Source organism: Candidatus Poriferisodalis sp. (assembly GCF_965198245.1).
Classification (GTDB): Bacteria; Actinomycetota; Acidimicrobiia; order Acidimicrobiales; family Poriferisodalaceae; genus Poriferisodalis.
In genome coordinates this window covers 3,951,474-3,972,495 of record NZ_OZ240249.1, presented here as the reverse complement: position 1 = coordinate 3,972,495, position 21,022 = coordinate 3,951,474, and the positions used below count along the sequence as shown (strand labels likewise).

Here is a 21,022-nt window from a genome sequence, read left to right as displayed (position 1 = left end):
CGATGAGTGGTCTTGCTCGGAGGCGCAGCAGCGGTACCGACGGCAGCGAGCTGTTCATCGTGGACAACTCGGTGTCGGGCTGGACCGGGCTGGAGTACCTGCGGCAGTGGTGCGAGATCTCGCGCAGCTTCGACATTGCCACCGGGTTCTTCGAGATTGGATCACTGCTCGATTTAGACGGGCACTGGCAGCAACTCGACAAAATTCGCATTCTCATGGGCGAGGAGGTGTCGCTGCGCACCAAGCAGGCCTTCACGACGGCTCTCGCCGAACGCATGGACCGTCTCGACGGGAGCTTGGAGGGCGAGAAGGACCAGAACCCCTTCTTGGCAGGAGTCGACGGGATCGTCCAGGCGTTGAAGAGCGGCCAGATTGAGTGCCGTGTCCTGCGCAAGTCGAAGTTTCATGCCAAGGCCTACATCACACACTCCAAGCTCGATGTGGTCGGTGCCAGGGCGCTGGTGGGTTCGAGCAACTTCACTCGTCCGGGGCTCACGCGAAATATCGAGCTGAACATCCAAGTGCAAGTCGGGGCCGAGGTCGCACAGCTGCAGGACTGGTTCGATGAGCACTGGGACCGCGCTGAGCCGGTCACCGACGAAGTGCTGCAGACGATTAGGCGCCACACCGCCGAACTGACGCCGTTCATCGTGTACGCCAAAGCGCTGCACGAGTACTTCCGGGGCCATGAGCTTCCGGGTGGCGAGTGGGATCGAACAGGATCCAAGGTGTTCGACCAGCTCGACCAATACCAGCGCGAGGCGTACTGGTCGCTCATGAAGATCGCCCGCCAGCACGGCGGGGCATTCCTGTGCGATGGCGTCGGATTGGGCAAGACCTTCGTCGGCCTCATGCTCATCGAACGCCTCGTGTTGCGCGAGGGAAAGCGAGTCGTGCTGTTCGCGCCGAAGGCAGCGGTTGAGGGTGTTTGGATACCGCACCTAAGTCAGTGGCTCGGCCACATCGGAGGTGCGGGTGGCGGTACTGACTTTTCCAACCTCGCGGTCTTCGCTCACACCGACCTGAGTCGTGGCGGCGACTACCCCGAACGGTTCGAGCGGATCGCCGGATTGGCCGATGCCGTGGTGGTCGATGAAGCCCACCACTTCCGGAACCGTGGTCGTCAGGGCGTGTACGAGGGTCCGGGAGGCGATGACACCCGCTCGCGCTATTGGCGGCTGTTCGATCTCATCCATGGCGCGCCTGACCCTCGCACCGGGGTGCGCAGCGCCTCTCACCGGCACAAGCAGCTGTTCATGCTGACAGCGACGCCGATCAACAACCGCGTTACCGACCTTCGCCACATGATTGAGCTGTTCACCGCGGGGGACGACAGGTACTTCGCGCAGACGTTGGGGATCAACAACCTGACTACCCACTTCCGCAACGTCGAACGTGCGCTCGAAGGACGTCCCAGCGACGCTGATGATGGCCAGCCGGTGCTGTTCGAGCTCGCCGATGAGAGCATCGGCAAGATCGGAACAGGGGCGATCTCTCGTGAGCTGGTCGTGCAGCGCAGCCGCGTGTACGCCAAGCAAAGCCAAATCGCGCAGGGTGCCAGCGCAGCGATGTTCCCTCGCCGACAGGAGCCCGAAGTCGCCGACTATTCGATTCGTAAGTCGTACGGCGAAGTGCTCGACATGTTTGAAGAGGCCTTCAAGCGCGAGAACCCGCTGTTCACGCTGCCGATCTACTACCCGTTGCACTACTACATCGGCGACAGCGCCGACATCAATCCTCTGGAAGAGAATCGCCAGAGACAAGTGGTCGGCCTCATCAGGTCGATGTTCCTGAAGCGTTTCGAGAGCAGCGTTTTCGCGTTCCACCTGTCGCTCGACAGGCTCATGCGCAAGCTGCTGGCCTTTGCGCGGTCGAACGTCGAGACGACGCGTGAACGCGCCGAACTCGACCAATGGACCTATGACAACGCTGAGATCATCGGCTTCCGTCCGGAACAACAGCTTGGCCTCGATGTCGATGACGATGAAGCTGATGGCGACGGAGACAGCGAGGACATCGTTCCGCCAGAGTGGGAAGAGGCAGCCGAGAAGCTGAACCGCGATGAGTACGACGTCTCCGCCATCCTGGTTGAGGTCCGGCACGACCTGAATCGCATTGCTGGGTTCCTGGCCAAGACCAAGGAGTTCAAGCCCAGCGATGACGACAAGCTGCGCCGGCTCATCGAGTTGCTGAAGAGCGATGAGGTGCGGGAACGCAAGGTGCTCGTGTTTACGGAGTTCGCCCACACGGCCCGGTACTTGGCGAAGCACCTGCGCGAAGCGGGCATCACCGGACTAGCGCAGCTCGATGGCGGCTCCTCAGCCCGGCGTGCTGCGGCGATACGCCGGTTCGCTCCGTACTACAACGGCACTTCGCCAAGCGACTTGGAACCGGGTGAGGAGATCACTGTCCTGGTATCGACGGACGTCTTGTCCGAGGGCCTGAACCTGCAGGACGCGACCCTGTTGATCAACTACGACATCCATTGGAATCCGGTGCGACTCATGCAGCGCATCGGCCGCGTGGATCGCCGCATGAACCCCGCGATCGAAGAGCAGATCAAAGCCAACAACGCTGCCGTCGGTGCGGAACGTGGCGAAGTGAAATTCTGGAACTTCCTGCCGCCGGATGACCTCGACCGGATCTTGAAGCTGTACGGGCGGGTGAGCGGCAAGACGCTGTTGATCTCGAAGACCTTCGGTATTGAGGGCCGCAAGCTTCTGACGCCCCAAGACGACTACGAGGCTCTCAGGGAGTTCAATGCTGGCTACGAGGGTGAGGTGACGTCGATTGAGCAGATGCACTTGGAATACCAGGACTTGCTCCGCGAACACCCTGGCCTCAGCGACCGCCTTGAAGCGTTGCCGGGCGCGACCTTCTCAGGTCGTGAGCGTGATTCACAGTTGCCGGCTTGGAAGTCTCGCGATCCGAAGCTGCCCGGAACCCCGGCCTCCCTTCAAGACGACGCGGACGAAGGCGTGCGCGGCGTGTTCTTGTGCTACACGCTGCCAGCACTGGACACCGAGACCGGCACATTCACCCTCGAAGCTGGGTCAACGCGTTGGTACCTCTACGACGCCGACACCGATGTGATTCACGAGGCGGACGATGACATCGGTGATATCGCTCAGAGCATCCGGTCGATGCCGAAGACTCCGCGCCGAACCAGTTTCGACCCTGCCGATTTGGTCAAGGTGCGCGGTCGCGTGCTCGTTCACATCGCCAATGGCTATGAACGAGTGGCCCAGGTCCCGGCCGACGCGCCACGTCCGCGTCTCGACTGCTGGATGGAGTTGAACTGATGGCTGAGCCACGGCCGATGCTGAGCGGTGCCGTGCTGCGGCGTATCCGCACCCAGTCCGATCTTTTCGAATACCTGGCCGATGAACTCGACTGGCCGCTCGATGTCGCAGACATGGACGAAGAGCTCCTGACGTGGGAGTGGCTGCCGGACGAGGTCGGCATCGATCCGGCTGAGATGTCGAGCCTGCGACGGCTGCGCCAGTTGCGGCCGCTGAGTGCCGACCAGCCGTGGGGCATCTTCTTTGTCGAGTTCGACCGCGAACGGCTGCCCGTCACTCAGTTCCGCCGTGTGGCCCAAGCATTCGCCCGCCGGCGGAGCCAACGGGCACCGGGCGATAACCGACCGCGTTGGGACGCCGAGAATCTGCTGTTCGTGGTGACCACTGGAGGTGACCAGACGGTGCAGCTGCATCTGCTGGCGCTGTGGAACCGCGAAGGGCGTGCAGACGAAATCCGCTCGTTGGCGTGGCGGCCTCGCCAAGGCAGCGACCGTCACTTGGCGCGGCTGCATCACGAACTGCTGCCCCGCCTGGCATGGCCTGCCGACGATCAGGCAATCGCGGACGCATGGACGGTGCAATGGCGTGAGGCGTTCAAGCTGCCGCTCGGTGCCGCTATCTCGACTGCTTCCCGACTGGCTGAGCAGATGGCTGCCTGCGCCAGCGACCTCCGCGACCAGATCGCTGAAGCGTTGGCTGCCGAAGGGGGATCGGGTCCGTTCACGGCCATGCTCGGCACGGTCCGCTCGCAGCTGATCGCCGATGTGGACGAGGCCCGCTTCGCCGACATGTGCGCGCAGACGCTCGTCTACGGATTGCTGTCGAGCCGGGTCACCTCGCCGGAGGACTTCGGCACCTCGCCCGTGTACTCCTCGGTGCCGCTGTCCAATCCATTCTTGGAGGCGTTCTTCGAGCAGGTGCATGACGAGGCCAGCGTGCTTGATCTGGCTGGTAGCGGCCTCGATCATCTCATCGCTGATCTGCGGGTCAGCAACGTCGAAGCGATCCTCGACCAGTTCGGCACGACCGCGAAAGGCGGCGACCCGGTCATCCACTTCTACGAGGAGTTTCTGAAGCAGTACGACCGCAAGCTGCGCGCCGACGCCGGAGCGTTCTACACGCCCCAGCCCGTGGTCGACTTCATGGTGCGCGCAGTCGACGAGGTGCTGCGCGAGCGATTCGGCCTCGCCATGGGCATAGCTGACTCCTCCACATGGACCGAGGCCGCTGAGCGCAACGGCTTCGAGGTGCCCGACGGAGTGCCCGTAGATCAGCCGTTTGTGACCATGATCGATCCAGCCACGGGAACCGGCACATTCCTGGTGGCCTGGCTGCGCCAAGCCCGCGAATCGTTCCTGTCGAGCGGCGGCAGCGAGAATGACTGGCCGGAGCACTTGCGTCGCCATGTGCTTCCGCAGATGCATGGCTTTGAGCTGATGCTCGGCCCCTATGCGATAGCGCACCTCAAGGTGGCCTTGGAGCTTTACACCCACGGCGTTGCCGATGCGAATGTGAACGTGCTGCTTACCGATTCGCTTGAGCACCAAGCGGCCCAAGGCCAATTCGGCACGATGGTCGACCCGATCTCCGTCGAGGGCGGGGCCGCTGCGGACCTCAAGGCGCAGAAGCGCTTCACAGTCGTGATTGGCAACCCTCCATACGACCGCGAACAGAAGGCCTTGGGCGATACCGGCAAGCGAAAGGGCGGCGTCATCCGGTTCGAGACTCCCGGCGTCGAGGGTTCGCCGCTGCTGCGAACGGTCACTGAGCCGATGAGCCAAGCCGGACTCGGTGGCCATCTCAAGAACGTCTACAACGACTACGTCTACTTCTGGCGCTGGGCAGTGTGGCAGGCCACTGAACTGCCGCCCGGGCCCGGAGTGGTGGCGTTCATCACTGCATCGTCGTATCTCGACGGCATCTCAATGGGCGGGGTGCGCAACTTGCTGCGTCAGGCGTTCGACGAGATGTGGATCGTCGATCTCGGGGGCGAGGGCCGAGGCGCCCTCACGGAAGAGAACGTGTTCGACATCCAAACGCCGGTCGCGATCGCTATCGGTGTCCGGACTGGCGCCGAGTCCACGGGCGAATGTGTTGTCCATTACCTGCGTGTCGAAGGTGACAGAACCGACAAGTTCGCTCGCTTGCGCCGCATGAAGCTCGGCAGCCAATCCAAACGAGTGAACGGCGAGGGTTTGGAACGCCTCGTCCCGCTGAGTGCCCACGAATATCACGACTGGCCCGACGTAACCGGCCTTTTTCCCTGGAGTCACTCCGGGTGCCAGCTCAAGCGCACGTGGCCCATCGCCGAGTCCAAGAGCCTTCTCCAGAGGCGTTGGAGGACGCTGCTCACAGCCGTGCCACGACGACGAAACGATCTCATGCGCGCGACCGACTCCCGGAATGCGGCCGCCACGCCACTGCCCATAGCGGGCGGTGGTCGAAGACTGCGGTCGCTGAATGCCATCGGTCGCGACGGTTCACCAGAGGGCATTGAGCGCTACGGCTATCGCAGCTTTGACCGCCAATGGATCATCGCTGATAACCGGCTCGCGGACCGCCCGCGGCCCGATCTGTGGCGGGTTCGTGGTAGCAGTCAAGTGTTCTTGACCACCCTCACCTCAACCAAGCTCGGTTGGGGTCCTGTGCTCACCGTTTCGCCCTACGTGCCCGACCTCGACCACTTCCGCGGTTCCTACGGCGCCAAGAATGTGATGCCGCTGTATCGCGACGCTGAGGCAGAGACAACCAATGTCACCGAAGTCGTCTTGACGGCCCTCGGCAATGTACTTGGTGAGGCTCCGACTTCCGAAGATCTCTTGGCCTACGGCTACGGCCTCGGCGGAACTTCGGCGTTCAGTGAGCGGTTCGGTGACCAACTAGCCGAAGCCGCTGGACCCGTCCGCATGCCGATGACGAGCGATTCGGACCTGTTCGACGAGGCCGTTGCCTTGGGGCGTGACCTCCTGTGGTGGCACACCTGGGGTGAGCGTTTCGCCCCCATCAAGAACGCCAAGCTGCCCGAAGGCCGAGCCGTCGAAGTAGCGGCCGTCAGCGGCATGCCAGAGGACTACGACTATGACCCAGAGAGCGAAGAACTCTTCGTGGGCAGCGGCGTCTTCACCCCGGTCAGCCCAGAAGTCTGGGAGTTTGAAGTCTCCGGCCTCCGAGTCCTACCGTCATGGCTCGGCTACCGGATGAAGACTCGCAAGGGCAAGAAATCCAGTGAACTCGAAGACATCCGCCCGACCCGCTGGACCCAATCCAAGGAACTCCTGCTCCTGCTCTCGATCCTCGAACACACCATCGAGGTCACCCCGCAGGCCGCCGACATCCTCGAACGCATCGTGAACGGCCCACTCATCCCCGCCGCCGACCTCCCAACCCCCACTCCCGCCGAACGCAAACCCCCGAAATTCCTAAGCAAGTGAGCCACCTTAGGGTCATTCGCTCTATGCCGAAGGGTGCCAAGTCAAAGAGGAGTTGCGATCGGATCAAGCTCGGGATTACTTAGAACTAGGTCCTACCGATGTCCCGAGAGCGGATTATAGATCTCGTTTGGCCACACGATCGAGTTCGACGATACACTTTGGCTGACTCTGGGCAATGATAGAGAGGTAAGATGAACTCAAATGCAAACGAACGGGAATTAACCGGAATCATATTGTCGACTAGACCCGTCGATTTTCCTGAAGACGGTCACTCTGTCTGCTTCACGCGAGATGCCTTGGAAGGAGTGGCGGCTCAAATCAACGAGCGCCAGATACCTCTCAACCGCGAGCATTTGCGGTTTGTGCCTCCGCTCGGACACGTCACATCTGCTCAAGTCGAAGAAGCCGAAGATGGCGAATTCGAGCTGCATGTCAAGGGTACGTACGTCACCCAGACGGTTGAAGAACGCGATCTTGATCTATCGCTGTCGTCAGATGGATTGCTCAATGCTGCCGATGTCCAACTTCAAATCAACGTCGAATTTACGCCAAGGAACTTCGACCCAGACGTAGCGACTGAGATTGCCGATCATCTTGGCGACAAGGCACGGCAGAATGAGAGATGGGCAGAGCTACCGCCTCTAGAATTTGCCCTTGTAGTGCCCATGCTGTGGGGTGCTGTCCGCTTCGCAGGCGCGTTCTTTGACGCATTGGGGCAAGCGGCGGGGCAGAGTCTTGCTTCCAAGGTTGCAAGTTGGTGCCGGCGAAGTCGGCAACCCGAGCGCGTTCCAGTCATTGCCATCTATTTCGAAATGCCTAATGGGCGCTTCGTATCCGGATACAGCATCTCATCGGGTCGTGACGCAGAAAGCGCTGTTAGCCAGCTTCTTCAACATGCAGAGTGTCTGGCGGAAATTGCCGGATTTCTGAGTCAGAGTCAGATACTCCCGGGCATGAGGGATGCGGCATTCTTCCTGCAGGACGGAGAATGGCAACTCGGATGGTGGAACGATGATAGGAATGTCTATGAGACGAGCTGGTTTCGAGGCAATAGGCCGGACCTAAGTCAATTCTTGGACGGGCCGGAGTAGCCATTAGCTATGAAACGGATTGGAAAATGATGTGAATCAGTCAACGTCGGTTCATTGAGTTCTAGGGCAAGCACTTGGCCATTCCAGTTGGAGACTAGTGTGATTCGAGAGATCCACTATCGAACTCAGTAATGGAGTTTATCCAAATGGATGACGCTGGCAACAATGCTGCCGATGCCAATCTACGTGCTCCGAGATCCGAAACGAGTGGTCAAGCACTGTTTCTGACGAAACTGCTACCAAGATCTAGAGGTCCTAGAATGTTCTCCATTTATCGTGCGATCTATTTGGCCCGTATCTGGCTGATACGGGCGGTGCCAACTGCCGTCGTATTCTTCGTACTCCTTACGCTTGAAGCCATTGCGTTGGCACTTGTATCGATTGTCGTATTCCAAGGTCTAAAGTTGATAAATCTCTTGCTAGGGCAACCCATGCCACGCTGGTGGCGAGCATGGGGCGCATGGCGGATTGCGCGCAATAGCTCTAGTGGCGTACGCGTGCGTGACATGTTGCACAAGGCACGATGTCCTGGCTCCAAAAAGCCACCCCGGTCTAGTAGAGATTCCCAGTCGTTCGAATGTGCCCATTGCTGGTACGAAACCGACGTCGTGAACGGCCGAGTCGCTGCCCACCTACTGCCACAGATGCACTTGGGGGCGGAACCGATTCCAGTCGTGTGTGACCCTCGTATCGCAACTCTTACGCTTCGAGAATGGCGCAGCGACATTTGAACTAGTGCCTCGAGTTTTGTGCTGTACGAGTAATGATACGAGTCTAAGTGTGTGGTTGATACGAATGTGCTATGGCCGCTGCGGCAGACGGTGCCAGCATCCATTGTTCGTGAGCAGTGCGACAAACGGCGGTCTCGGGTTGACGTCGTCTACAATGTTCGCTACGTGGTCCCAGGCAGTGGGGCCGACAATAGAGAGCGATCGAGATGCGCACCTTGCCGACCGTCACGCCGACACCCGAGCAGCTGAAGGTGCTCGCCGATGTCAAGCCGGGGTTCCGAATAATTCGGGGTGCTGCAGGAAGCGGCAAGACCACGACGGCTCTCTTGAGGCTGAAGGAGCAGATCCGGGTTCGCTTGGATCGACGCGAACGTCTCGGCCACGATGCGCCCGTACGCGTGCTCGTCCTGACCTTCAACAGGACTCTTGAGGGCTACATCACCGAACTCGCTCGGAACTCGGCGCCGCAGGACGATGCGCTGGACCTAGAGATCAAGACCTTCAGCCGGTGGGCAAGGTCGCTCGTGGGCCGTGTTGACATCGTCGGCGGCGATGAGACCTCGGCAATGCTCCGGCCACACACCGATGGTTTCGCTACGAATCGCCAACATGAATTCTTCGTTGACGAAGTCCAGTACGTCATGGGCCGTTTCGAGTATGACCCCGTTAACTTCGATCCGGACGATCTCTCGGGCTACCTCACGGTTGATCGGGAAGGCCGAGGCAAGGCTCCGCGTGTCGCCCGTCCGACGCGTGAGAAGTTGATCTATGGCGCCATACCCGCCTATATGGACTCCAAGCGGCAGCGCGGGAAGATCGACTGGAGCGATCTCTCGATGCTCGCCGCCGCGGCCGCGTCCTACAAGGCCTACGACGTTGTGATCGTTGACGAGGCGCAGGATTTCTCGGCCAACCAGATACGCGCCATTCAGCAACACCTACAGGACCCGCACAACACGACATTCGTGCTCGACGCCGTGCAACGCATCTACCCGCAGTACTTCAAGTGGCGCGAGGTTGGCATCAACGCTCGTCCGGAGATCATCCACACCCTCAAGACGAACTATCGCAATACCGCCGAGATAGCAGCCTTCGCCTACCCGCTGGTCAACGGGCTCCCGCTCGAGGATGACGGCACGCTGCCAGACTTCGAAGCGTGCCGCCGTTCAGGATCAAAGCCGCTGGTGGTGGCGGGTAAGTACAGCGATCAGCTCAGGATCATGATCGACCGGCTCGAACTGACGGCCGATCTTGAGAACGATTCCGTCATTTTACTGCAGACGCGTGGCGGCGGTTGGTTCAGCGAGGCGCGCAAGGTGCTGGCCCAGCGCGTAATTCCCTACTGCGAACTGACAAGGCAGAACGAGTGGCCCACCGGTCCCGAGGTCGCCGCCTTGTGCACGATTCATTCCGCGAAGGGCCTCGAATTTGACCACGTACTGCTTCCCGGCCTGAGCCAACGGGTCACTCCGCATGGCACCGATGACGGCGACGCCGATCTCGAACGGCTTCGCCGCATGATGGCGATGGCCGTAGGCAGGGCCCGCAAGTCCGTGATGGTCGGATACAAGCCAGGTGAGGAATCTTCGCTGATCGGCTTGCTCGACCCCTCAACGTACGAGCTGGTCTCGGCATGAGCACTGGCAAGCGGGTGCCGGAATCAGAGCCGCAGACGCGAGAGCAGGTGCGGGAAGCTCCACGGTGCCCAGAAGTTGCTAAAGCTGCGACCGAACGCAGTATCACCAGCATCGTGCACTTCACGACAGTCAAGGGGCTTGTGGGGATTCTGTACAGCAAGGCCGTGAAGAATCGCCAGGATCTTCCAGCGGACGAATTAGTGCAGCATGTCTTCGAGCCCAACGCCGTCGATCGGCACCTTGACGAGCGCTGGCACACCTACGTCAACTTGTCGGTGACAGACATCAACTTTCATATGTTCAACTTCTCGCGGCGCAGACGCCCAAAGGAAGAATGGGTGATCCTGAAATTCGGTCCTGAGATCCTCGGTGATCCCGGCGTCGTGTTCTGCACGACGAACAACATCTACCCAGCCGCGCAGCGCTGGGGCGACCTCCAGGGCTTCGAGCAGCTCTTTGCGCCGAGCGTCGCTGGCCGGTACGGACATCCGACTGAGCGAAGCGGCAAACCGGCCAACCGCACTACGGATCGGCAGGCCGAGGTGCTGTACCCGTTCGAGCTGCCGCTAACGCATCTGCACGAGATCACCGTTGGCAACGATGACGCCTACGAGGCAGTTATCGCAGCCCTGAGTCACTTCCCAATCGAACCTAGAGTCGAGATCAACCCGGAGGCGTTCCGATGACCGAGGCGACGCACGCCGTCCATCAGCAATCGGGTCTCTTCCCGAGCGACGGCAGTGGCGACCCCGCGACTGCCGAGGATCGTGCCCACTCGGCGAAGTCGGATACGGGCGAGGAGGGCCGTGATCCCGTTGTCGACAGCGTGTCTGGGCCTCGCATTGAGGGTCTACGCGAGTCCAGGGATGTCCCCGGATCACACGCGGGAGCGGTATCCGAGTCGCGGATACGGAATTCGATGCTGTGGGCTGCGTACGGCGACGCGCTCGGCTTCATAAGCGAGCTGACGGATCGCAAGGGCCTAGAACGCCGCACACATGGCCAGCCATTGGACCGGCTCATGGCCTGGCGGCGACGCGTTGGCGGCAGGCAGGGGACCGAGGTTGGGCTGCCTCCGGGGTGCTGGTCCGACGACACTCAGCTCCGAATGGCGGTGAGCAGGTCCATGACCGGCCGCGGATTCGACGTCGAGACGTTCGCTCGGATCGAACTTCCGGTCTGGCCCTCGTATTCCTTGGGAGGCGGCCGGGCGTCCAAAGCGGCCGCGAGGAACCTAGGCAAGCCCCGGACGCTGTGGTACGCCAACACGTTTCGTGGATGGGTCGACGCGGGTGGCAACGGCGCCGCGATGCGCATCCAGCCGCATGTGTGGGCATCAAGAGACCGGCTGGACGACTTTCTGCTCGAAGTGATCGCCGACAGCGTCTGCACCCACGGCCATCCGCGCGCCATCGTGGGTGCCTGCTTCCACGCGGCGACACTCGCCCATTGCTTGAGACACGGCTCTGTCCCTGATCTCTACGAGTGCCACCACATTGCCGCCGAGATTGAAACTTGGTTCCTGTCGGTCGAGACTCATTCGAATCTGGGATCCACTTGGATGAGACTCTGGCAGGACACCGCGAGGATGTCGTTCGAAGAAGGGTGGCATGCAGCCGTTGGCGAACTGCATCAGGCCATCGGCGATGCTGAAGGCTGTGTCGGCACGGCCAAGCACGCCGATGTGGCCTACCGAGAGATCGTTGACCGCCTCAACCTGACCGATTCTCGCCAGCGCGGCAGCGGGATCCTGACGACCGTCGCTGCCGTGGCCGTGGCAGTCGTAGCTCGTGACGCATATGAAGCGGTCGTCGTAGCCGCTAACGCGGTAGGCACCGACACCGACACGATCGCCACCATGGCCGGCGCGCTGCTGGGTGCCTGCCATTCGGCTGGTCTGCCGCCTGAAGAACCTCTCGACAGTGGCTATCTGCAGAGCGAAGCACGTCGTCTGGCTGCTCTCGGCCGAGGTGAATCGGCTAAGGCACACGCTTATCCGGACGTTCTGACGTGGACGGCGCCGAAAGCCCAGGCGGATGCACTCGTCATGAACGACGGCCGCTTGGTGGTCGAGGGCCTCGGGCCAGTGCAGGAAATCGGAGGTGAGATCATTCGCGCGGCCAATGACGACTTTGGCTGGCAATGGGTGATGACAACCTTCGGCCAAACGCTGTTGATCAAACGGCGCCCGAGCCTTCGGGAACTCAGCGAGGGCAACAAGATTGAACTGCCGCTGACGAAGCGGAAAGAGGCGATTCGTCGCAAATCGAACCCCGCCCGGAAGGCAGCAAGCAGTTCGCCGCCTAAGCCGCTGGATCGTGGACTGTGCGTGGACGACGCTATCGATCACGCGAGGAAGAACATCTCCGAAGACAAGGCCCTCGGTTACACCGTTCGGCGGGTGGCGCGGGATGGCACGATCGCCGACCTCGCTGCCTTGGTGACGGCTCTCCGCGACGATCTGCGCCGCTGAAGATCACTCGCCGCCAGCATCACTGAAGATGGTCAACTGGTGTCCCGACTCCCGATTGCAACCCGCCAACTCGGCTTCGGTGACGAGCCGACCGTCGCCTCGAATGTGCATCGCCGTCGGTGGGGCGTCGTCGTTGAGCAGTGCCCGCGTGATGAGCAGCCGCCGATGGCATCGCGTCGGGTCTTCTTCGCTGCACATGGCCGCAACCTGCTGCGTCGCAGCAGTGGCCATCAAGCGATGCAGCCCATCGGCGAAGCGTGAACTGCGGGCGACCAGGTCGTACATCACATTGCCGGCGTCGTCGTAGAGCTCCGGTTCCTTCGGCCGGCCGCCCAGCTCGTCACCTAAGAACAGGTAGCCGACGCCGATTTCCGACAGCAATTCCCGCAGGCGCGACTGCCTGAAATGGGGTGAGAAGCGGCTGTAGGGCTGCGAGCGGACATCGACGACCGTCTCGATGCTGTGCTGTTGGAGCAGGGCGAGGAAGCGATCTGCGGGGTGATTGGAGTGGCCGATCGTCCAGAGCTTGGAGGGCTTACCCACAGCGGAGCCTTCAGCAGCAGTTGGGCGCGTTCAATACAAGTCTGGCGCGCCCATCGACGTGCCGAGGTCATCCCTACTCAGGCTGATTGACGCTGCCATTACGCTGCCGGCCGTGCAGAGCCGGCGCCACCCGACGACGTCGGTACTCCTGCTTCGGCTGGGACCTTGGCAGGTCGAGCGGGCCGAGATGGAAGCGGGGACATTCAGGGAAGGACACGGCTACCGCGACGGCATGTCAACCCGGGAGTTGGTTGACTCGACGCGCGCTTGGTGGGTGATGAATCCCGATCGGTTGGTGCGTGACGGCATTGAGTACGCCGTAGCGGTGCATCAGGGCATCACGCGGGCTGTTGTGACGATCGAAGACTTGTTTCAACGATCGGACGGACGGTGGGCGTTCACGGCGACATTGCTGACCGACGGCCAAGTCTTCGACGAGTGGGTCGGCCTACGGGGGCGCAGCGTCGACTTCGCGCGCGGCGCTCAGAATCCGGTCACCTACTGGACGCCCGGCTGAACACGTTTGACCTTGACATGAGCAGGGTTGCCTCCGACGCAGGTGCTTGCCGGAGTGGCAGCGAGACGGTGGCTCGTCACCACTCGACGACACCGGTCGGGTTGGCGCCATAGGTGTGCACATCGAGCGGCTTGCGAGCGCACCAGTTCTCGACGGTGGCCGTGATCTAGCGGGGACGTGGCGGCAGGCTGAGTCTGGCCAGCCTGATCTTCATGTCCAGCTCGAGGCCATCCGAGAGAACGGCGTAGTTGCGGCCGTCGCATTCGGCAGTCACGACTTGGTGGAGGACTTCGTCGAATGGGTACACAGAGACGATGCAGGCCGTTGCGCTGGCCTCGCCGAGCAGAACGCGTTTCCCGTCGGGCCGAGCCCACATCACATCGGCGAACGGACCGATGGGACTGTGCGGCCAGTCGCCGATCACGAACCGATGACCCGAAGCGAACCCCACCGATGTGATCGAGCCCCGCAACGTCTCCATCACCTGCCTCCCATTTGGCGCAGTCGTCGAATCATCCTCACGTAGCGAGTTTGATCCAGACTTGGTGCTCGACAGAGGCTCTTCAGACGACCGATGGCTACTCGACATCGTCCTGACTGCCTCGTATTCGGGGCGACTCCTGGACCTGTCACAGCCCGGGGGTACGGTCGCCGTCCATGGTGACAAGGGTCGTGAATTGGAACGTGGCAAAGCGGCACGCCCCGTGGCGCGAGCTGGTCGAGATGGGCGTCGATGCGGCGCTGCTGCAGGAGGCCGGCAACTGTCCGACCGATGTTGTCGACAGGGTCGACACCGGACCCGCCGCAAGCTGGGATGCGCATCGCTGGAACTCGGACTGGTGGCATGGTCGGTGGCCGAGGCTGTTCGACCGCTGGGCGAAAGTGGTGAAGTTGTCGAACCGCGTTGACGTCGAGTGGTTCAAACAGGTCAGCCCAATCGGCAGGGTGTCCGACGACGAGATCGCCGTCAGCGGCATCGGAACGATCGCGGCGGCCCGTGTAGCGCCGGCCAGCGCCGAGCCCTTCGTAGTGGTGTCCATGTACGCCCGCTGGCTTTCACCGCACCCGTCGACGCACAGCAAGCGGGGTACCGGCTATTCGGACGGCTCGGCGCATCGGATCATCTCCGACCTCTCCGCGTTCATTGGCAGCACGGATCCCGCCACACACCGAATACTCGCTGCTGGAGATCTCAACACGTTCTACGGAGCTACCGATGACAACCGATTGGTGCTTGCAGCCCGAGACAGAACTGTCTTCGAACGGATGAATGCGCTGGGGCTGGAGTTCCTTGGTCCACAAGCACCCGAAGGCGGTCTGCAGGCCGACCCGACGCCACCGGGACTCCCGGCCGACACCCGAAACGTGCCGACGTTCTACGCAGCGGGTCAGAAGCCAGGCGCAGCGGCGAACCAGCTCGACTACGTCTTCGCGTCACGTGGCTTTCATGAGCAGGTCAAGGTTCGAGCGCTGAACTCACCCGACGAGTGGGGCTCCAGCGACCACTGCCGCATCCTCATCGAGAGCCAAGACGAGTAACGCAGAGAGCGGACTGCTCCGACGCTGGCTGCCCAAAGGCACCCCTCGACCTCAACGCCGTACTCCACTGGTGGTTGCGACAAGATGCTGGCGCACACTGCTGCGCGTCGCATGGCATGCATACTCTTGGCGGGGCGGGAGTGCGGCGCCTCACGATGTCCACATCAACTCGAGGGGAGTTCCGGTGTGCGAGACCTTGCCCACCATGCCCGAGGAACGCAGGAACGAGCCGACGCTGGTCGAGCGTGTGGCCCGCGCGCGGCGTGCCCGTGAGAAAGCAGCGGAGCGGGTGGCGCGCCGCTACGCGAACATCAAGCCCGACGAGCGTCGCTGGCGGGTGCGTGACGAACTCGATCTCGGCTCGGAGCGCCCGCATGTCAGATGAGGAGTACCTGTCGCCGCACTCTTCAGCGTGGGATCACCTCTGTCGGCTTCACGCGCGCGACGCGTTTCTCCTCGGTCCGCAACCTCGTGAGAACCTGATCGAGGGCCGCCGGGTCTCATTCCGTACAGAGTTGAACGTGCCGCGAGTCGCCGTTGACGACGATGAGCGCACCGATGCACACGTCCTCGGTGAACTCCGAGGTCTCGGCGTTTTCTCGTCTCGCTCCTACGAGCCAAGGGACGACTCTGTCGGTGCGGTTCACATCGATCAGTCGGCGACCCAGTGTGGGGCGATGTGAACAGTGCCGCGACCGTAGTCGTTCGGCATGTGTTTGAGCGGAAAGACAACGCTTGCAAGCTCAGACGCGCTGCCTTAGCAGCGGAACGTCACTTGCTGGTCGGGGTGGACCATGCCGTGCTCACCGCGAACGCCGCCATGCAGGTCGGCGAACGAAAGGGCCTGCTTCCCAGCGAAGTGCCGGAGCTTCCACCCGAAATCGACGTTGTCTGGTTGGCGCTGTCGCTCGACGACCGCGTCCTGTGGCGATTGGACAGCGACGGTTGGTGCAGTCTCGGGAGGCCCTGCTTGAATTCGAGTTCCGGCGCGGATGCTGGCTGACAACCCTGGGTTAGTGCAGCCGGTGAGCCGCAGACTCCGAAGGGCGAACGATGAATCTTGAATTGCCTGACGAATTCCCCGAAGGGGCTACCTACCTGCTCACGTGGAACCCGGACCAGTGGGAGCTGACCGTTGAGGAGTACTATGCGCGTGTCCTGATCACGGCCACGACCGGCGGGTTCATGAGCGGGTGGACGCTCGGCACAAATTACCGGCAGATGCGGCCCGGAGATGAGGTGCTGGTCTACCGCCACGGCGGCTTCGGCGGGATCGTCGCCCATGGACTCGCCGTGTGCGAACCGTACCCAGGTGACGCAGACGGCAACGAGGTGGTCGAGTCCTCGAAGGAGGCGTGGTGGGTTCAGGTCGCATGGCAGGCTTGGCAGCCGCTTGAGGTGAGGCTGCGACCTGAAGAACTGGCAGAGATTGCGCCGGTGACGTTCGGGGTTCCGATCAGAGCATCAGGGCACCGTGTCGCCGCCGAGGAAGCCGACGCCCTGCGCGACGCCTTCTACGGCTGAGCAGGGTTCGCTGATGGCATGTGTGAACGCCGTGTTGTGGAAGTGTCTCGAAGTGTCGTACCGGGATGGCGGACCCGTTTCTCGGACGGCAAGGGTGGTCGGCTGCACGTCACGGCGCGTTGAACTGTGAGCATCGTCGACGAGTTGAGCGCGACGCTCGACGCTCGCATGATCGGGGATATCGCTGGATCGGCGGTATTCGAGCGGGGCGTCGGGTATTGGGAAGACCATCGCGTGCAGTCGGTGGATGAGGGGGTCGGGCGGCTGGAAGCGACCGTGCGGGGCACCGTGCCGTACCGAGTCGAGTTGTGGTTCGACGATGAAGAACTGCGGTGGGCGTGTTCGTGCCCTGCAGCCGAGGACGGCTCGTTCTGCAAGCACTGCACTGCGGTAGCCCTGTCGCTGCTCTACGCCGATGAGCCGCAGGATCGGCTCGACGCAACGCCGCGGGACCGGGCAGGCAGCCAGAGCACCGACCACGACGACGAACTGCTCGCGGATTTCGTCGGCCGGCTCGAACACGGACGGCTCGCGGAGATCGTGTTGAGCCAATCGGCCGCCGACTGGCGACTGCGAGAGCGGTTGCTGCTGGAAGCCAGATCAGAGCGGGGCTTGGGACTCGACATGGCACAGTGGCGCGGGCGAATCGACGGCGCATTCAGCTTCGGCGAGATCGACCGATGGGGCCACGCGCACTACCGCGACGCCGCTGACTGGGCAGACGAGGTAAACACCTTGATTGACGCGCTTGCCGACCTCATCGAAGCAGGTCAGGGCGAGGCGACAGCGGAACTCGCCGAGCACGCGTACATGAGGACCGATCTCGCAACGGGCGAGATCTACGACGAAGACGGCTCGCTGATGATGATCGGCGAACGGCTGGCGGACCTGCACTTACAGGCATGCGAGGCAGGATCGCCCGAACCCGCCAAGCTCGCGCAGCGCTTGGCGAAGCTGGAACTCAACTACGAGCTGGAAGCGTTTTGCCGGTCGGCGGCGCTCTATGGGGATCTGCTGGGACCGGTAGGGCTCGCGGCGTTCCGCGAAGCCGTCGAGCCGAGTTGGCTCAAGATCGACCCTGCGGACGGCAAGTGGCGTGCCCGGGACTACAACGCGCGAGAGGCGATGATCGGGTGGGCGCTCGCCACCCGCGATCCGGACGCACTCGTTGAGGCGTACCGGCGTGAGCGCATCCGCCCGGATGACACGTTGGAGATCGCACGGGCGTATGAGGCCGCAGGACGAGATGACGAAGCGGTGACATGGGCGCGCACAGGGCTTTCCGGTTACGGCCATGGTTCGTGGCAGGCGGGCGAACTGCGCGATTTCCTGGCTCGAAAGATGCGTGAGCAGGGCTACGCCGGCGCAGCGGTCGACCTGTACTGGAACGCGTTCACGGCCAGCCCATCGCTCAAGGCGTGCCGGACGCTGGTGCAGCAAGACGACCGGCCTGGCGGTCCCGATTGGCTGGAGCGTTGCCTGCGGCATCTGCACAGCCGCTTGGGGACGAGTTCCTCGACGGTGTCATCGCCGCCGACGCTGCCGGCCGATGTCATGGCCACGGCTGCCGAGCGGCCGCCAGCAGCGGCGATCGTCCTCGTCGAGATTCTGCTGCACGAGGGCCGCGCGGACGAGGCGTGGGTGGTGGCCTTGCAGCAGGGCACCAGCTGGCAGCTATGGATGACGCTCGCACGAGTGCGTGAGCCGACGGCACCCCGTGACTCGATCGCGATCTACGAATCGCAGGCTTTGGCAGTCATCAACCGCAAGAAGCCCAAGCAGTACCGGGTTGCCGTTGATCTGATGTCTCGGATACGGCGCTTGGCTGCTGAGGCCGGCGAGTCGACGCTGTTCGATTCACTGCTGCACCGCGTCAGAACCGATCACAAGGCGAAGCGTCGCCTCCAAAGCGAGATGAAGGACCTGTCGCCGCTGGCGGACACACCGGCTGGAACGGGGTCCGAAGTCTCTTTGTGACCAGTATGATCATTTGAATATGACTAGAATAGTCGTATGAGTTCCGGCGCGGTGTCTGTTTCCGAGTTGAAGGCGAACCTGTCCCGGTACCTGCGCGAAGTGCGGCGAGGCGGCGAGATACAGGTGACCGATCGGGGCACGCCGGTAGCAAGGCTTGTGCCCCCCGCAGAGCCCGAAGATGAGCAACTCGATCGATTGATCACGTTGGGCGTGCTGCGAGCGGGGCAGGGAGATGCCGCTGCCGTGCTCGACGAACCTCCCCTGCAGGTTCCGACCAGTCTCACGGAGGCGTTGGCTGAGGAGCGAGAGGACCGTGCGTGAGGTACTGGGATACCTCGGCGCTCGTGCCGGTCATTGTTGCTGAACCGACAACCGATGCCGTGCGATCGTGGCTGCGCGAGGACGGTGCCATCGTTACCTGGGTGTGGACTCGCGTCGAGGTCTCGAGCGCAGTAGAGCGGCGCACGCGCGTTGGCGAACTGTCACGGAATCAGCGCCGCGGCCTCATGCTTCGCCTGGACGGGTTCAGCGCGATATGGCACGAAGTGGTCGAGGTGCTGGCAGTGCGGTCGCGCGCGACCGCGTTACTGGCACGGCATCCGCTGCGGGCGGCCGACGCCGCTCAACTCGGCGCAGCATTGCATGTCCAAGAACAACTCGGCGCCCCGTTGCAGTTCGTGAGCCTCGACCAACGCCTCGCCGAAGCAGCCGAACGCGAAGGGTTCGCCGTCCTCTCCACATAGAGGACGCGTTCGCTCGCTCCATTCACATGTCGCCGATGAAGAACCAGGTCCCATAGGACCATCGCAACCATGCCCGTGTGGCGGCGGGCTATCGGAGGATTGCCATGAACGAAACGGACGAGTCTGCGTCTGAGCCGGTGGCCTCGGGGCACTGCCTGTGCGGTGGCGTGAGCTACGAGGTGCATGGCCCGATCCGTCAAGTTTGGAATTGCCACTGCTGGCGCTGCCGACGCTGGACAGGCCACTACATGGCCGCCACTGGATGCATGCGCTCCGACCTTCGCCTCGTTTCGGACTCCACGCTGACCTGGCACCACCCGGCCGACGACCCGAACGTGGCCTACGGCTTCTGCCGGGAGTGTGGCGCGTCGCTCTTCTGGAAGGTCATCGAGGGTCAGCTTGATCAGGTCGACACCATCGCTATCTGCGCCGGCACTCTCGACCTTCCCTCAGGTCTGCACACCGAGCGAGCGATCTTCGTCGACGATGCCGCCGACTATCACAAGCTTGACCCCGTGGTCCCAGCTTGGGATCGCGAGTAAGCCCTCCGCGTCGGGGAATTTTGGTCAAGGGAGTACGTGAACGAAGCCAGCGGCGGCAAAGTCGCCGTCGAAGGCCAGCAACCGAGCGACCCATCATCTCGTGTCGGCGAGCTTCACGCGCCGTAGACGGCGTCGTCGATCTCGCCTGGCTCCACGCTCAGTCCTTCTGGCCCGAAGCCTGCGCGGTCATTCCAAGGATCATCAGCCTTCGTTGGCTCGTCGGACTGGCGGGTGTCGGGGGTGCGGTTGGCGAGGTTCGCTATGGCTGCGGGCGTGGGGATGCCTTCGGTCAGGTCGGCTGAGGGGGTTGGCAGCTCGAAGCGGGTGGTGAGCGGCACCACGCCGGCCCACCAGTTGCCGGCCATGTCCTCGGCATCGTCGACTGGATCACCGGTGCGCACTTTGGCCGATGCCTCGGCCAGCGGGAGCTCCAGCACCAGCGTGGCCCGCAGATCCTCAGCACTCGGCGGCCGGGAGGTGTCCCAGTTGGCGACGATGTGATCGGTCACCAGCTTGAGGGCATGTTCCTTGGCCGCTGGGTCGTCAATCCGGAGGGCAAGACCTCGCACCACGACGCAGCGGTAGTTCATCGAGTTGTGGAACGGCGTACGCGCCATGACCATCCCGTCGAGGTGGGTGACCGTCACGCAGATCTCGGCACCCCCGCCGGAGTTCAGCAAGTGGTTTGCAAGTGCCCCATGCAGGTACAGATTCTCCTCATCGCGCCCGTAAGCCATCGGCAGCACCAACGGCCCGTCGGGCGTGTTGACGCCCACGTGGGCAATGAGTCCGGCGTCGAGTATCCCGACCACCTCGTCATGGCCGTAGCGGCCGCGCTCGGCCATCCGTCGCAACTTGGTGCGTGCTGAAGGTGCCTGGGCTGTGCTGTCTGACGATTCGCTCACGCCCGAACGGTAGGCCGCGCACCGGCGAGGGAAGCGTCGATTTTCTGACACGAGTCTCGAGGATGCC

The 21,022-nt window shown here is 62.5% G+C and carries 17 protein-coding genes; 14 read left to right on the top strand and 3 right to left on the bottom strand.

The features are described from left to right. Positions 1-2: 2 nt before the first annotated feature. The 6 genes from ACOCMM_RS17650 to ACOCMM_RS17625 all read left to right on the top strand — a co-directional run bounded on the left by ACOCMM_RS17650 (position 3) and on the right by ACOCMM_RS17625 (position 12,665). Positions 3-3,302 (top strand): helicase-related protein, encoded by a 3,300-nt coding sequence (locus tag ACOCMM_RS17650; RefSeq protein WP_419554440.1) that lies wholly within the window; start codon positions 3-5, stop codon positions 3,300-3,302. After that, positions 3,302-6,733: a type ISP restriction/modification enzyme gene (locus ACOCMM_RS17645; protein ID WP_419554439.1), complete on the top strand. Its 3,432-nt coding sequence runs from the start codon at positions 3,302-3,304 to the stop codon at positions 6,731-6,733. The genes ACOCMM_RS17650 and ACOCMM_RS17645 overlap by 1 nt, the downstream gene beginning before the upstream one ends. A gap of 191 nt (positions 6,734-6,924) precedes the next feature. After that, positions 6,925-7,824, top strand: a complete 900-nt coding sequence (locus ACOCMM_RS17640; protein ID WP_419554438.1) for a hypothetical protein — start codon at positions 6,925-6,927, stop codon at positions 7,822-7,824. A gap of 937 nt (positions 7,825-8,761) precedes the next feature. Next, on the top strand, positions 8,762-10,192 hold the full coding sequence (locus ACOCMM_RS17635) for a UvrD-helicase domain-containing protein (protein ID WP_419554437.1): 1,431 nt from the start codon (positions 8,762-8,764) through the stop codon (positions 10,190-10,192). Next, the gene (locus ACOCMM_RS17630) at positions 10,189-10,878 is read left to right on the top strand and encodes a DarT ssDNA thymidine ADP-ribosyltransferase family protein (protein ID WP_419554436.1); all 690 of its coding nucleotides are present in this window, start codon (positions 10,189-10,191) and stop codon (positions 10,876-10,878) included. The genes ACOCMM_RS17635 and ACOCMM_RS17630 overlap by 4 nt, the downstream gene beginning before the upstream one ends. Then, positions 10,875-12,665, top strand: a complete 1,791-nt coding sequence (locus tag ACOCMM_RS17625) for an ADP-ribosylglycohydrolase family protein (protein WP_419554435.1) — start codon at positions 10,875-10,877, stop codon at positions 12,663-12,665. The genes ACOCMM_RS17630 and ACOCMM_RS17625 overlap by 4 nt, the downstream gene beginning before the upstream one ends. A 3-nt stretch (positions 12,666-12,668) precedes the next feature. Here the strand turns inward: ACOCMM_RS17625 and ACOCMM_RS17620 are convergent, their stop codons facing one another. Beyond that, positions 12,669-13,208, bottom strand: coding sequence for a DUF488 family protein (locus ACOCMM_RS17620; protein ID WP_419554434.1), 540 nt, complete (start codon positions 13,206-13,208; stop codon positions 12,669-12,671). 112 nt (positions 13,209-13,320) lie between these two features. On the opposite strand from ACOCMM_RS17620, the gene ACOCMM_RS17615 reads away from it, so the two are divergent. Beyond that, the gene (locus ACOCMM_RS17615; protein ID WP_419554433.1) at positions 13,321-13,725 is read left to right on the top strand and encodes a hypothetical protein; all 405 of its coding nucleotides are present in this window, start codon (positions 13,321-13,323) and stop codon (positions 13,723-13,725) included. A 166-nt stretch (positions 13,726-13,891) separates the two neighbouring features. On the opposite strand, the gene ACOCMM_RS17610 is transcribed toward ACOCMM_RS17615, so the two are convergent. After that, positions 13,892-14,206, bottom strand: coding sequence for a hypothetical protein (locus ACOCMM_RS17610; protein ID WP_419554432.1), 315 nt, complete (start codon positions 14,204-14,206; stop codon positions 13,892-13,894). A 176-nt stretch (positions 14,207-14,382) separates the two neighbouring features. Here ACOCMM_RS17610 and ACOCMM_RS17605 point away from each other — a divergent pair, with 176 nt between their 5' ends. From ACOCMM_RS17605 to ACOCMM_RS17575, 7 genes are all read left to right on the top strand, one after another. Then, positions 14,383-15,264 (top strand): hypothetical protein, encoded by an 882-nt coding sequence (locus ACOCMM_RS17605; RefSeq protein WP_419554431.1) that lies wholly within the window; start codon positions 14,383-14,385, stop codon positions 15,262-15,264. A gap of 184 nt (positions 15,265-15,448) precedes the next feature. Beyond that, positions 15,449-15,649 carry a hypothetical protein gene (locus ACOCMM_RS17600; RefSeq protein WP_419554430.1) on the top strand — a complete coding sequence of 67 codons (201 nt, stop codon included), beginning with the start codon at positions 15,449-15,451 and terminating at the stop codon, positions 15,647-15,649. Between the two features lie 668 nt (positions 15,650-16,317). Beyond that, positions 16,318-16,788 (top strand): EVE domain-containing protein, encoded by a 471-nt coding sequence (locus tag ACOCMM_RS17595; RefSeq protein ID WP_419554429.1) that lies wholly within the window; start codon positions 16,318-16,320, stop codon positions 16,786-16,788. A 126-nt stretch (positions 16,789-16,914) separates the two neighbouring features. Beyond that, positions 16,915-18,765 carry an SWIM zinc finger family protein gene (locus ACOCMM_RS17590; protein ID WP_419554428.1) on the top strand — a complete coding sequence of 617 codons (1,851 nt, stop codon included), beginning with the start codon at positions 16,915-16,917 and terminating at the stop codon, positions 18,763-18,765. Between the two features lie 36 nt (positions 18,766-18,801). Beyond that, positions 18,802-19,086 (top strand): type II toxin-antitoxin system Phd/YefM family antitoxin, encoded by a 285-nt coding sequence (locus ACOCMM_RS17585; RefSeq protein ID WP_419554427.1) that lies wholly within the window; start codon positions 18,802-18,804, stop codon positions 19,084-19,086. Further along, entirely contained in the window at positions 19,083-19,508 is a 426-nt protein-coding gene (locus ACOCMM_RS17580) for a type II toxin-antitoxin system VapC family toxin (RefSeq protein ID WP_419554426.1), read from the top strand. Before ACOCMM_RS17585 ends, ACOCMM_RS17580 begins: the two co-directional genes overlap by 4 nt. A gap of 104 nt (positions 19,509-19,612) precedes the next feature. Beyond that, on the top strand, positions 19,613-20,050 hold the full coding sequence (locus ACOCMM_RS17575; protein ID WP_419554425.1) for a GFA family protein: 438 nt from the start codon (positions 19,613-19,615) through the stop codon (positions 20,048-20,050). 113 nt (positions 20,051-20,163) lie between these two features. On the opposite strand, the gene ACOCMM_RS17570 is transcribed toward ACOCMM_RS17575, so the two are convergent. Beyond that, complete coding sequence (locus ACOCMM_RS17570) at positions 20,164-20,955, bottom strand: pyridoxamine 5'-phosphate oxidase family protein (RefSeq protein WP_419554424.1); 792 nt, start codon at positions 20,953-20,955, stop codon at positions 20,164-20,166. Positions 20,956-21,022: the final 67 nt, after the last annotated feature.

Excerpts from the sequence above, each read along its gene's own strand:
- ACOCMM_RS17595 (WP_419554429.1), top strand. The coding sequence starts at position 16,318 with ATGAATCTTGAATTGCCTGACGAATTCCCCGAAGGGGCTACCTACCTG.
- ACOCMM_RS17650 (WP_419554440.1), top strand. The coding sequence starts at position 3 with ATGAGTGGTCTTGCTCGGAGGCGCAGCAGCGGTACCGACGGCAGCGAG.
- ACOCMM_RS17585 (WP_419554427.1), top strand. The coding sequence starts at position 18,802 with ATGAGTTCCGGCGCGGTGTCTGTTTCCGAGTTGAAGGCGAACCTGTCC.
- ACOCMM_RS17635 (WP_419554437.1), top strand. The coding sequence starts at position 8,762 with ATGCGCACCTTGCCGACCGTCACGCCGACACCCGAGCAGCTGAAGGTG.
- ACOCMM_RS17625 (WP_419554435.1), top strand. The coding sequence starts at position 10,875 with ATGACCGAGGCGACGCACGCCGTCCATCAGCAATCGGGTCTCTTCCCG.
- ACOCMM_RS17645 (WP_419554439.1), top strand. The coding sequence starts at position 3,302 with ATGGCTGAGCCACGGCCGATGCTGAGCGGTGCCGTGCTGCGGCGTATC.
- ACOCMM_RS17610 (WP_419554432.1), bottom strand. The coding sequence starts at position 14,206 with ATGGAGACGTTGCGGGGCTCGATCACATCGGTGGGGTTCGCTTCGGGT.
- ACOCMM_RS17640 (WP_419554438.1), top strand. The coding sequence starts at position 6,925 with ATGAACTCAAATGCAAACGAACGGGAATTAACCGGAATCATATTGTCG.
- ACOCMM_RS17575 (WP_419554425.1), top strand. The coding sequence starts at position 19,613 with ATGAACGAAACGGACGAGTCTGCGTCTGAGCCGGTGGCCTCGGGGCAC.
- ACOCMM_RS17605 (WP_419554431.1), top strand. The coding sequence starts at position 14,383 with ATGGTGACAAGGGTCGTGAATTGGAACGTGGCAAAGCGGCACGCCCCG.
- ACOCMM_RS17630 (WP_419554436.1), top strand. The coding sequence starts at position 10,189 with ATGAGCACTGGCAAGCGGGTGCCGGAATCAGAGCCGCAGACGCGAGAG.